5 protein-coding genes are annotated in these 13,291 nt (G+C 67.5%); 3 read left to right on the forward strand and 2 right to left on the reverse strand.

All coding sequences use genetic code 11. From position 1 onward, the window contains the following. Positions 1–88: 88 nt before the first annotated feature. Complete coding sequence (locus tag GD628_RS02215) at positions 89–4,750, reverse strand: hypothetical protein (protein ID WP_152273702.1); 4,662 nt, start codon at positions 4,748–4,750, stop codon at positions 89–91. 766 nt (positions 4,751–5,516) lie between these two features. Here GD628_RS02215 and aroA point away from each other — a divergent pair. From aroA to GD628_RS02235, 3 genes are read left to right on the forward strand one after another with little or no spacing between them, the layout of a single operon-like run. Beyond that, positions 5,517–8,546: a 3-phosphoshikimate 1-carboxyvinyltransferase gene (aroA, locus tag GD628_RS02225; protein WP_152273703.1), complete on the forward strand. Its 3,030-nt coding sequence runs from the start codon at positions 5,517–5,519 to the stop codon at positions 8,544–8,546. Beyond that, complete coding sequence (locus GD628_RS02230) at positions 8,543–9,742, forward strand: acyl-CoA dehydrogenase family protein (RefSeq protein ID WP_226802298.1); 1,200 nt, start codon at positions 8,543–8,545, stop codon at positions 9,740–9,742. Before aroA ends, GD628_RS02230 begins: the two co-directional genes overlap by 4 nt. A 33-nt stretch (positions 9,743–9,775) precedes the next feature. Beyond that, complete coding sequence (locus tag GD628_RS02235) at positions 9,776–11,863, forward strand: oxidoreductase (protein WP_226802375.1); 2,088 nt, start codon at positions 9,776–9,778, stop codon at positions 11,861–11,863. A 51-nt stretch (positions 11,864–11,914) separates the two neighbouring features. Here GD628_RS02235 and tuf read toward each other — a convergent pair whose 3' ends face one another. Next, positions 11,915–13,105 (reverse strand): elongation factor Tu, encoded by a 1,191-nt coding sequence (gene tuf, locus GD628_RS02240; RefSeq protein ID WP_066295960.1) that lies wholly within the window; start codon positions 13,103–13,105, stop codon positions 11,915–11,917. Positions 13,106–13,291 lie beyond the last annotated feature (186 nt).

A 13,291-nucleotide genomic window follows, 5' to 3' on the forward strand; every position in this document is an offset into this window, starting at 1 on the left:
GAAAGAGCAACCGGGAAGGGGGCCGCCCGTTGTCGAAGCTCCCCCACACCCGCTCATCGCTATTCCTCCCCCACATCCCGCTCATCGCTCATCGCTCCTCCAGCGTCTCTTGCACCTGCTGTTCCGGAGCCGCCCGTACCCGGGTCAGGCGCCAGACCGCCAGCGCGATCAGCCCCACCGCCAGCAGGGCGAGCAGCAGGAAGGTGTATCCGCGGAGGTACCACAGCACGGCGAGCGCTACCCCGGCCGCTCCCCAGAGCGTAAAGAGCTTCCTGCTGGCCAGCAGGCCGAAAGCCAGGAGCCCGGCGTGGGCGACGAGTGCCCACAGCTGCTCCCCTGTTCCGCCGGATACGACGGTGCCCAGTCCGCTGCCGGAGAGGATTACCGCAGACCCTGCCAGCAGCACCGTGCCCCGGCGGGGGCGGTGGCGCAGGTATTCCCATGCTGCGATTCCGGCGAGGACCACCACCCAGTACTGGAGGGACCAGAATGCGTCCACTCCACCGGCCGCGAACCAGACGATCCGCAGCACGGCAAGCGCTGCCGGCAGGCACGCTGCCTCGGCCGCGGTCTCGCGCAGTGCACCCGGGACTTCCCGCACCGCAAGGCCAAGCGCCGCGATGAGGCTCACTGCCCCGGCGACCGCGGACAAGTTGTATTCCGCCATCGCCGGCACCGCGCCCAGCAGGAGGACAAAGGAGGATCCGGCACCCATGATGCGCACCCGGAGCCTGGATATGTCATCTCCCAGTGACAGGAACAGTCGAAGCGCCTGCAGCACCAGAGCAGTTGCCCAAACCGGCCACAGCAGCCCGTAGCCCGGAGTGAACGGCCGGCCCAGCAGCTCCTGCTCGAAGCCGGCGGAAGCGAGCAGTGCCGCCGCCAGCAGCAGCACGGGTGTTCCGGCAGCCAGCCATGGAATGCCCCGGGTATAGGACACTGCCAGCGCTGCAGCACTGAGCAGGGCGGGAGCCATCGCGGCAGCCAGCAGGTTCCCTCCGTTAGCTGCGGCTGCGGGCAGCACGGCAACCGCATAGGCCACCGAGGCTGCAAGGAGCGCTGTGGCCAGCCCGGCGTCGCTGCGCACCCGGATATGACCCGCAAGAGCTCCAGCGCCCAGGGCTGCCAGGACCAGTCCTGCCGCTGCCGCAGGCATAACGGGTCCCGTCAGCACGGCACCGGACGCCAGCACGACGGCGTCGGACAGGACAAGCGGAAGGGCGCCAACCGCGTACAGCCCCGGGAGAAGTGCCGGGACATACCGGTTCCGGGCAAACTCCGTCACGCTAACGGCCAGGAGAAGGACCAGCTGCAGGGCAACAACGTCCCGGCGGGGGGACCCCGTCAGCAGAACGGCGTAGGCTGCCGGCGCCAGGGCCAGGATGCCCATGCTCGTCCAGAGAGCAGCCCGGGCCCATCCTGCCCCGGGTCTTGGCTCCAGGAGGCTACGGACTATTTGCGCTGCAGCAAGTGCCGCAGCGCCGGCTGCAGCCAGTCCATGAATGTTTTCGCCGGCGTCCCGTGCCACGAGCAGTGCGAGGATTCCGGCCAGCAGCTGCGCAGCGAGCAGGTACTGCCCCCGGTGTGCCGTCCTGAACCTGGCCAGGAACAGTCCGCAGGCCAGGGCCGCCAGAACAAGCAGCTCATAGCCGCGCAGTCCCAGCAGTCCGGCACCGGTAAGCGCAGCGCCGGTGAAGCCTGCCGCTGCGAGAAGCTCCCCGCGGCCCGCTCCAAGCAAAAGCGAACACAGCACGTTGGCACCAAGTCCCAACCACAGGACACCCAGTGCCCAGAGCGCGTATGGTCCGTCGATTACCCGCACGGCAGGGACAGCGAGGGCCGCACCGGCTGCCGCGGCCAGGACTAGGTGAGGAGTGTGCGGCAGTGCCATCCCACGGCCCTTCCTGAATGCCGCGTCCAGCTCGGTTCCCATAAACGCTGCCGCAGCGCTGAGCACTGCCGTCAGCACCGCCGCCGAATCGAGCATGTGCTCGAACAGCAGACAGGAGACAGGAACCGCCGCCAGCGCCGCGAGGCCGCCCCACCTCAGGGGCTCGACGGCGCCGAGTGCCTTCAGCCGGTCGTGGAGGACCGTCCGCAGGATGTGGCCGGCTGCCAGGCCCAGCCCCAGTGCGGCTGCGAACGCGCTGAGGGAATTTCCGGCAGCGTCAGCGGCCAGCAGGGCCGCGAGGACTGTGCCGGTTCCCTGCGCTCCGGCGAGGTAGATGCCCCGCAGTCCGGTTGACCGGTCCCGGACCAGGGCGAGGCAGTACGCGAGCGCTGCGGCAAAGAGCAGCTCATAGCCTCGGAGACCGAGGACTCCGGCTCCGAGCAGCATCCCGGCAGCAAATCCGGCCGGTGCCAGGAGCGCAAGACGGTTTTGTCTGTGCAGGACGGCCGTCAGCAGGTTGGCGGCGAAAGCCACCCAAAGCACCCACAGAGTAGAGACCGCAGCCGGGAACTCGGCGGTGCGCACACCCACCGTGAGCAGGAGCACCAGCGCCGCCGCGGCGGCTGGCGCTCCGGGGAAGCCGCCGGCCCTACGCGGACGCAGGGCTGCGGCCAGCTGAGCGAGCACGGCGCTTCCGGCCGCTGTCAGCAGCAGGACGGTGCCGGTCTCCGGCCGCGCCGCCGCGGAAAGCAGCACGTAGTACGCCGGCGGCACTGCCGCCAGGGCCAGCAGCGTTCCCCATCGCAAGGCGTGGACTGGCCCAAAGTTCTCCAGCCGGCTCCCGAGCATCGTCCGTGCGACGTGCTGTGCCGCAAGAACCGCGGCGATCACGATGAACACCCCATCGGTTCCAAGCCCAAGGTCCGCTGCCAGCAGTCCGGCAAGGACCGTCAGCAGCACCTGCGCCGCCGCGAAGTGCCAGGCACGCAGCGCGGGGATGACTGGTTTCAGGGATTGAAGCAGGCTGTAGGCCAGTGCGGCACCGGTGAGCAGGACATACCCGCGCACACCCAGCAGCCCTGCGCCGAGGACAGCCGCTGCGAGGAAAGCGACCGGCGCGTAGCCCGCGGCCAGCTCGCGGTTGCTGCGCAGCGGCAGCAATGAGTAGGCCGCGTTGAGCAGCACAATGATCCACAACGCTCCCAGGGCTGGTGCTGTGGAGGGGAAGTCTTGAAAGCGCAGCACGGCAGCCAGCAGGACTGCGGCAGCAGCGGACACTGCGGGCACGGTACGCGGGAACAGTTCCCCGCGGCCGGAAGCGGCCGCCAGCACGGACCACAGCTGGCTGCCTGCGGCCGCCAGGAAGGCAGCCGCCGCCGTCCAGCTTCCCGCTGTCCCTGCGTCCTGATGCCGAAGCACCAGGAAGACTGCCAGCGGCAGCACGACGGCGGCCGAGGCCCGGGCAGCCAGGACGAAACCGCCGCGCCTGCGGCCGCCGGAGCGCACTGCACGCAGGACAAAGTAGCCGGTGAGGATACCCAGGTTCAGCAATACCGGCCACAGCTGGACGGCAGGGGTCAGCAAACTGGCCAAAGCAGGAGTCAGCACACCGGCAGGAGCCAGGAACTCGGCCCGCTGAGCGAGCCGCCAGGCTGATGCGCAGAGCGTCAGCTGGACTGCCACCGCAGTAGCCGCGAACAGCAGGGCCTCCCCCGGGCCGCCGGCGTGGGAGTCCACGGCATAAGCCACTGCAGCTGCCGTTCCGGCCAGGAACTGCACAGCCAGAATGACCAGGACATCAGCGAGGTGTATCTGTTCCGCCCGCCCCCGGATGTGGCCGTTCGCGTCGCTGTCCCTTTCGGCCCGGGGACGCCGTCCCGCACCGGGCAGGTCCGCCCCTGCAGCGACCTGAAGGTACCAATGCCGGCCGGCGAGCAGCAGGGCGGCCTGCGCACCGAGCAGGACGACGGCAGCCAGCAACGTGGCCGGCCAGCTGTCCGTTAGGCGGAACGTGAGTATCGCGAAGCCTGCCGTCGCTGCTGACCTCAAACCGTAGCTGTGGACCAGTGCCTGGCTGCGCGGCGCGGCCCAGAGCAGGACGCCGTAGTAAGCGGCAAAGACCAGGAAGAGGACGGAAAGCGGTCCTGAACCGAGGTCCGTAGCCGTGAGGACGGCGGCTGCGGCGGTTGCCGGCACCAGGAAACGGTGGGACGCGACGAAGGCTTCAAGGTAGATGTTCCGCAGCCAGCGGGGTTTCCGGATGGCCGCGAGGCTAATCAGCGTGGCCAGCAGGACTGTGCAGATGAAGTACCACACGATGCCGGAGCGGAGCGCAGCACCCGATGCCAGGGCGGTGGAGAGCAGGAAGGTCAGCGCAAGGTAGGACACAACGCGGCTGTCCAGCCGCGCGGCCGCATAGGCGAAGCCAGCCGTTCCCACCACCGAGGTGAGAAGCCAGGCCAGCATGGGATCCGGAAGGATTAGGTTGTAGAAAGCGAGCCCCACAACGGGGATGAGTGCCAGGCCGGTACCGGTGAATGCCACTGCCGCCGGGCGGAGTGCCTCTTTCCGTGAGTGGATCACCAGACCGGAGGCGTAGAAGAGCGCTGCCAGTACTCCCACGCCTGCGAACCGTGCCTGTTCCGGAATTGAGATTCCGATGAACAGGGCTGCGGCCGCCACCAGGAGGAGGCTGCCCGAGTACAGGGTGATGTTGATGTTGCGCAGGTCCCTGCGGCGTTTCCGCTCTGCGAGCTCCGCTTCCGTCAGCGGAGCGGGCTGAGGCGGAGTGGGCTGAGGCGGAGTGGACGGTGTCCGGGCTCCTGGGTCGTTGAGTACGGGATTTCCGGGACCCGGCACGCCGGAACCGGCAGCCGGCCGAGGGGGCAGACCCGGTGGCCCCGGAACGGGCATGCTGAACGCAGCAGGTGCAGCGGGCCGGACTGTCGACACCGGCGGAACGGGAGCCGGTGGAACGGGAGCGGGCGCCGGCGGAACGGGTGGCAGCACCAGTGGAGGGAACTGATCCTGTGGCCCCGGACGCTGCGGCGTGCCGATTTCCCGGGACGCAGCGGAACTCGCCGGAGCAGCAGTTCCAAGAGGAGCAGCCGTTCCAGAAGGAGCAGCGGTTCCAGAAGGAGCAGCAGTTCCATAACCCACGGCAGCTTCAGACGGCGCAGCAGTCCCCTGCGGCGTAGAGGAAGGTTGCGCAGCCGCCGCAGCATCCCGCCGCCCCGCGGCATAACCCTCCTCGAAGATCTGCGCCGGATGGGGCAGCGTCCTGCCATACCCGTAGCCGGCTGAGGGATCGCTGTGTGGAACTGACCGTCTTCGCGGGGTTAGGCGGCCCACCGCGAATCCCACTCCCGCGACGACGAGAAAAAAGAGAATCTCCCCCATGACCTGCTGCTTCCCCTCTAGACATCAAGACCCGCCTATCCTAGATTGCCTTCACCGAACGTGCCCGGCGGCGTGCCCTGATGTTGAAAAACTCATCCTCTTCAGCCAATGCCGCCGCTTTGGTGCTACTGGGAGTACGTCCTGTTCCGGCCCCTCGGAGCAACTGGTAACGTCGGCCCCGGGGTGGCCGCCAGAGTAGGACAGCCGGCGGAAGGGCTTGAATGCCATGTATCTTTCGGTCCTGGGAACACAGCAGCGCATCCACGGCCACGCGCAGGTGCCCAACTCCAAATACCACGCCCACCGGGCCCTGATTCTGGCCTCGCTCGCCCCCGGCCTCAGCAGGATCACCGGCCTCACCGATGCCCGGCACGTCCACTACACCGTGGCGATGCTGCGACAGCTTGGTACCCGGATCGACATCGACGGCGGAACCTACGTGGTGCACGGCGGACCATACCGGCCGGTCCGGAACGAGGTGTCTGCGGGGAGCTCCGGCACCACGTTGTACTTCATGGTGGGACTGGCGGCCTTGGGCACCCGGGACGTCACCGTGACAGGCCAGAAGTATTTCCAGCGCCGCCCCATCGGCCCCCTGCTCTCGGCCCTGTCACAGATGGGGCTCGACGTCGGCTCCCCCACCGGCTGCCCGCCCATCCGGGTGCGTGCCGGCAGGCCCGCGGGCGGCGAAGTCCATATCGCCGGGACACTGTCCCAATGGATTTCCGGGCTGCTGCTGCTCGCGCCGTTCGCGGAACACCCCACGTCCGTGGTCGTGGACGGTCCCCTGAATGAACGCACCTATCTGGAACTGACGGTCCGGATGATGCGCAGTTTCGGCCTGCAGGTCAACGTCCGGGAGGACTGGCACCGCTTCGAGATCCCTCCGGCCCAGGAGGCAGTGCCCGCAGACCTGAGGATGCCGGAAGACATCGGTTCGGCAGCCTTCGGCCTGGCCGCCGCCGCGCTCCACCCGTCGGACCTCCTGCTGCGAGGGCTGCGCTCCGTCACCGCCCGCGGCGCAGACCATCCTGAAGCCCACTTCCTCGACGTTGCGGCGGAGATGGGGCTGCCAATGGAGTACGACGCCGGACTGGACGGCGTGCGGATCCGGCATGACGGGCTGCGGCTGCGGCCCGCAGACATCGACTGCAGGCTGGTTCCGGACATGCTTCCGGTCCTTTCCGCGATGGCTGCGTGTGCTGACGGAGAGAGCATTTTCCGCAATGTCGGCCATGTTCGGCTCAAGGAATCCGACCGCGTGGCGGCGATGGCACAGCTGAATTCGATGGGCGCAGGCATCAGGGCCACGGGAAATGACCTGGTGGTTCGGGGCACCGACACCCTCACGGCAGCGGATCTCTCCTCCTTCAACGACCACCGGGTCCTCATGTCCCTCGCAGTCGCTGCATCCGGTGCCGTCGGACGCAGTACCCTCAGCTATCCCAATGCCTACCGCATCTCCTATCCGGAGTTCCTGGATGCCATGAATTCATTCGGCCTGGCGATGCACGTGCAGGACGGGCCGGTTCCCCGGCGCAGCACATCGAGAAGGCCGCGCTCCCGCCCGGACCAGTCCACCGCCCCAACCCCCGAGGCGGCATCGCAGATTCCCGGAGCGGACTGGGTACGCCGATGGGCCCGCGAGCGCCCGGACCAGACAGCCGTGGTGGACGGACGCCCGCAGGACTCCGGGCACCTGACCTGGGCCCAACTCGATGCCGGTGCGGACAAAGCAGCCGCCCTGCTCCTGGACCTTGGGGTGCGTCCCGGCGAACGGGTCGCGTTCCAGCTGCCCAACTGGACCGAGTTCGTGCTCCTGTGTACAGCAGTACTGCGCATCGGCGCCGTTGCTGCGCCAATCATGCCTATCTTCCGGGAGCGGGAGGTGGCCTTTGCCCTGCACCGTTCCAGCGCCGCCGTCGTAGTGGTGCCGGAGCAGTTCCGGGGCCGCCGCTATGCGCAGGAAATGGCCGGCATCCTCTCTGCCGGAACCGGCATGAACCCCGGTTATGACCTCAGTGTCCGGCATGTCCTGGTGGTCGGCGGTGCCGCCCCGGCGCTGCAGGGGAACTCCAGCGTCACGTGGCACGGCTGGGAGCAGGAACTGTCCGAGGCGACCGTGGACCGGGAAAGGATCGACGCCGCGGCACCGGCAGCGGATGCCGCAGCCCAGCTGCTCTTCACCTCCGGGACCACCGGCGAGCCCAAAGCAGTGCTTCATCGGCACTGCACTCTTTCACGTGCCGCGGCTCTGCAGGCGCGGCACCTTGGCCTGCATGCTGGTGACGCCGTGTTCATCCCGTCACCGCTGGCGCACCAGACCGGCTTCCTGTACGGCATGTGGCTGTCCTTCGTGCTGGGGGTTCCGCAGATCCTGCAGCCGGTCTGGGATCCGTTCCGGGCCCTGAACCTGCTGCAGGGATGGAAGGGGACCTTTGTCCAGGCCGCGACTCCCTTTCTGGCGGACCTGGTGAAGGCTGTGGAAGCCGGAGCACCTGCTCCGGCGGGCCTGCGGATCTTCGTCAACACAGGGGCCGGCGTACCCCGGCATTTGGCCGAGCAGGCTACCCGGGTGCTGGGCGCCTGGGTCTGCGGCGCGTTTGGCACCACCGAAACCTGTCTCGGTGCGGTGTCCTCCCCCGGAGGGGACACGGCACTGGTCTGGGGCACGGATGGGCAGCTGCTGCCCGGGGTGAAGGGCCGGATCGTCAGTGACCGCGGCCAGCCGCTGCCGTCCGGCACCGAAGGCAACTTTGAGCTGCTCAGCCCCACCATGTTCGAGGGGTACCTGGACCGTCCGGACCTGACGAAGGAAGCCTTCACGGAGGACGGCTGGTACCGCACCGGGGACCTCGCCACCCTGGATGACGCCGGGTACCTGCGCATCACGGGAAGGGTGAGGGACGTCATCAACCGCGGTGGGGAGAAGATACCGGTCGCCGAAATCGAACAGCTCCTGTTCCGGCATCCGGCAGTGGACGACGTCGCGCTGGCAGCCATGCCGGACCCGCGCCTGGGCGAGCGGGCCTGTGCCTTTGTGGTTCCGGCGCCGGGTGTCCGCCCCACCCTCGCTGAAATCACCCGGTATCTGGACAGCTGCCAGGTCTCCAAGCACTATTGGCCGGAGCAGCTGGAACTGCTGGACGCTATTCCCCGGAATCCGGTAGGGAAGGTCCAGAAATACATTCTTCGGGACAGGGCGCGGCAATTGGCAGCAGGTGCCGCGGACGGCACAGACAGGAGCCAGGCGTGAAGACCAGCAGCGTTGAAGCGGCCGCCGCAGGAGCGGACGGCCGCGGCAGCTCCATCCCCGAGGGGCAGTACCAGGCACTCCTGGCCCGGGTCACTGAGTGGGTCATTGGCCCCGGCGAGGCCTGGGCTGAGGAAATCGAAACCACGGGCATTGTGCCGGATGAGCTGTGGAACCAGCTGCGTGCCGAAGGTTTCCTCTCCCTCGCAGCACCGCGTGAGATCGGCGGGGCCGGGCTGAGCTTCCTGCAGTGGATGGGCCTCATGGAGGTCTTTTCCCGATCCCATGCATCGGTGCGCATGATCGTGCACGTGGTTAACGGAACCTGGCGGGCCATGAACCCGTTCGCCGACGACGCCCAGCGGCGGAAGTTCATTGTTCCCGCCGTCGCCGGGCAGTCGGTGGTTGCCTTCACCCTGACCGAACCGGCGAACGGCAGCGGAGCGGACATCACGTCTTCCGTCCGGCGGGAGGGTGACACGTACTTCCTCACGGGGTCCAAGCACCTGATCACGTTCGGGGTCCGCTGCGACTACTGGCTGCTCTTCGCCCGGCTGGAGGGGACTGCGGGCAGGGAAGGAACAGTAGCCCTCCTGGTTGACCGGAATACCCCCGGCGCAGAGGTGGAAGACACCTCCCGGACCATGGGTGTGCGCGGCACCGACCACGCGTCCCTGACGTTCACCAACGCGCCTGTTCCGGTAGCCAACCGGCTGGGCGCAGAAGGCGAAGGACTGGCAGTCGCCCTGGGCGGCTTCCTTACCCCCAGCCGCATCTCGGTGGCCATGAGCTGTGTCGGCCTTGCCCAGCGTGCACAGCAGCTGGCCCTGGACTATGCCGCCCGGCGCACCACCTTTGGCAAACCGCTCTCCTCCCGGCAGGCCATCGCTTTTAGCCTCGCAGAAAACGCCGCGGACATCGCGGCGGCCAGGGCCCTCACCCTCACGGCTGCCGCAGCCTGGCAGAATGCAGAAGCTGAGGCCCCCGCCCTGTCATCCATGGCCAAGCTGACCGCAGTGGACATGCTGGGGCGGGTCACCGACAAGGCCCTGCAGGTACACGGCGGCATTGGCTACTGGCAGTCCCAACCCATTGAACGGGTCTACCGCGACGCCCGGGCCCAGCGTTTCGAAGAGGGAACCAACGAGATCCAGAAATCCGTGATTGCCAAAGCCCTCCTCGGCCAATCGGCAGGCTAGGAGGACCCCGTGGCATCTGACCCGAGGCCGGGCGTGCGGCGGCATCCCCATGCATTCGCCCCCGGAAGTATCGGGTCCATGGGGCTTCCGCACCGCATCGTCATGGGCAGCATGCACCTGAACTTCGAGACCGACGCCGCGGCGCTGGCGGCGTTCTACGCCGAACGAGCCGCCGGCGGTGCGGGCCTGATCGTCACGGGAGGCGTGGCTGTGAACCGTGCAGGTTCCGGTGGCCCCACCTACCTGGTATCCGGGGAACCGGCTTACCTGCGGGCGGCCGAGGCTGCCCTCGGGGCGGTGCACGACGCCGGTGGGCGGATTGCGCTGCAGCTGTTCCACGCCGGGCGCTACGCCTTCCCCGGCACCTACGGCCTGCTTCCCCTGGCGCCCTCCGCACTCTGGTCCGGTTTCGCGAGGACCGTGCCCCAGGCCATGGACGAAACACAAATCCGCGCCACGCTGGCGGACTTCGCCGCGGCTGCTGCCCAGGCCCGAACCCTGGGATTCGACGCGGTGGAAATCATGGGTTCCGAGGGATACCTGGTTAACCAGTTCGCTTCCCCCGCCGCGAACCACCGGGAAGATGCGTGGGGCGGAGACGCAGCCCGGCGCCGGGCTTTTCCGCTGGCTGTCCTGGCTGCGGTGCGGGGTGCCGTTGGGAAGGATTTTCCGGTGATCTTCCGGATGTCCGGAGCGGATCTGGTGGAGGGGTCTGCTCCCCCGGAGGAATATGCGGCACTCGCCGAGGCGCTGGCGGCCGCCGGTGCGGCAGCGTTGGCCATCGGCGTCGGCTGGCACGAATCACGCATCCCCACAGTCCAGTCACTCGTGCCGCACGGCAGCTGGCTTGGCGTCGCTGCCGGGATCCGGGCCCATCTGCACAGCCGGGGCCACCCGGTACCGGTCATCGGCTCCAACCGGGTCAATTCAGTGGCCCAGGCCGACGCCGCCCTGGCGTCCGGCGGTGCCGACTACGTGTCGATGGCCCGGCCCTTCCTCGCCGACCCCCGCCTGGTCGCCAAAACCGAAGCCGGCCGCGAGGATCTGGTGAACACCTGCATCGGGTGCAATGAGGCCTGCATTGACCGTTCGCTCGGCACGGACCGGGTCTCCTGCCTGGTCAACCCCAGGGCGGGCCGGGAGACGGAGTTCCCGCCGCCGTCGTTCCCTCACCGGCGTATTGGGACGGAGGTGGCCGTTGCCGGTGCCGGGCCGGCCGGGATGCAGGCCGCCGCCACGCTGGCGGCAGCAGGCGCCAGGGTGCAGCTCTTCGAATCCGGCCCCGGGATCGGCGGACAGTTCCGGCTGGCGCAGGTGGTCCCCGGCAAGAGCGACTTCGCCCAAACCATCCGCTACTTCGCCAGCGAACTGCCGCGTCTTGGGGTGCGCATCCACAGCGGCGTCGCCGTTACGGCCGCAGATCTGGGCAGCTTCGCGCATGTCGTGGACGCCTCCGGGGTTCTTCCCAGGATTGTGGCCCTGCCAGGGACGGGAGTTCCGGTCCTGGACTACCGCTCAGCCTTCGAGGATCCAGGTGCACTCCCGCACCGGATAGCCATCCTCGGCGGCGGCGGGATAGCGGTGGACCTGGCGCACTTTCTGGTTCATGGAAAAGGCACGGCGGTCCCCGTGCCTGAATCGGATGCGGAAGCTACCGCACGGTTCCGCCAGGAGCACCTGGACCCCGGCCCATCATGTCCGGTCCGTGAGATCACCGTCCTGCGGCGCGGTCCTTCCATGGGCCGCGGCATCGGGCCGTCCACCCGGTGGGCCGCACTGCAGGCGCTGCGCAGCGCGGGCGTTGAGCTGCGCACCGGAATCTCCTACCGGGAGCTGCTCCCCGGGGGGCTGCTTATCGACGGCCCGGACGGTGAGGCGGAAGTTATTGCGGCAGATGCCGTAGTCATCGCCGCAGGCCAGGTGGAAAACACCAGACTGCAGGAGGACCTCAAGGAAGCGGGTATCCCCTGCACCGTCGTCGGAGGGGCCCTGGCCGCAGCGGGCCTGAACGCCGTCCGTGCCTTCCGTGAAGGTCTGGAGGCGGGTACGGCCGTCGCAGCTTCCCTGCACGGCGCTGCGTATGGGCAGGGAGGGGAACGCAGAAGGGCCCCGCTGCCGTAGCAGCGGGACCCTTCAAAGCTGAACCAAAAGGCCCGGCGTCAGAACATCAAATTACTTGATGATCTTGGTGACACGGCCGGATCCAACGGTGCGGCCGCCTTCGCGGATAGCGAAGCCGAGGCCCTCTTCCATTGCGATCGGCTGGATCAGTTCAACGGTCATTTCGGTGTTGTCACCGGGCATAACCATTTCCGTACCCTCGGGCAGGGTGATGACACCCGTGACGTCGGTGGTGCGGAAGTAGAACTGCGGGCGGTAGTTCGAGTAGAACGGGTTGTGGCGGCCGCCTTCATCCTTGGACAGGATGTAGACGTTGGCCTCGAAGTCGGTGTGCGGGGTGATGGAACCCGGCTTGACGACAACCTGGCCACGCTCTACGTCTTCGCGCTTGATGCCGCGGAGCAGCAGGCCACAGTTCTCGCCGGCCCATGCTTCGTCGAGCTGCTTGTGGAACATCTCGATACCGGTAACCGTGGTCTTCTGGACCGGGCGGATGCCGACGATCTCGACCTCGGAGTTGATAGCGAGGGTACCGCGCTCGGCGCGGCCCGTCACAACGGTGCCGCGACCGGTGATGGTGAAGACGTCCTCGATCGGCATCAGGAACGGCTTGTCCTTGTCGCGAACGGGGTCCGGAACGTTGTTGTCAACGGCTTCCATCAGTTCTTCGACGGACGCAACCCACTTGGGGTCGCCTTCCAGTGCCTTCAGGCCGGAAACGCGAACGACGGGAGCGTTGTCGCCGTCGAACTCCTGGGAGCTCAGCAGTTCGCGAACTTCCATTTCCACGAGGTCGAGAAGTTCCTCGTCCTCAACCATGTCGGACTTGTTCAGCGCGACCAGCAGGTAGGGAACACCAACCTGGCGGGCGAGCAGAACGTGCTCGCGGGTCTGAGCCATCGGGCCGTCAGTGGCGGCAACCACGAGGATTGCACCGTCCATCTGAGCAGCGCCGGTGATCATGTTCTTGATGTAGTCAGCGTGGCCCGGGGCGTCAACGTGTGCGTAGTGACGCTTCTCGGTCTGGTACTCAATGTGCGAGATGTTGATGGTGATACCGCGCTGGCGCTCTTCCGGCGCGGAGTCAATAGCAGCGAAGTCGCGCTGCTCGTTCAGGTCAGGGTACTTGTCAGCAAGCACCTTTGAAATGGCAGCGGTCAACGTGGTCTTTCCATGGTCAACGTGACCAATGGTGCCGATGTTGACGTGCGGCTTAGTCCGCTCGAACTTTGCCTTCGCCACGGGTTCCTCCTAGAAAGGTTAGAAGACTCAATCACCAGCCGCGCTTCTCGCAACTGATCCGATACAAGTCTACTTGGGGCTGTTTATTTGATGAAATTGCCTTGTGCCGCGGTTCCCGCAGGTCCCGCTCAGTCTGGCCGTGCGGCCCCTCCGTCCGGGTCTCCCCTGGGACGGGCCGCACATGGC

This window comes from Arthrobacter koreensis, assembly GCF_009193255.1.
Lineage (GTDB): Bacteria > Actinomycetota > Actinomycetes > Actinomycetales > Micrococcaceae > Arthrobacter_B > Arthrobacter_B koreensis.

Bases quoted from the DNA above. Each gene is read 5' to 3' on its own strand.
- aroA (WP_152273703.1), top strand. From the start codon at position 5,517: ATGTATCTTTCGGTCCTGGGAACACAGCAGCGCATCCACGGCCACGCG.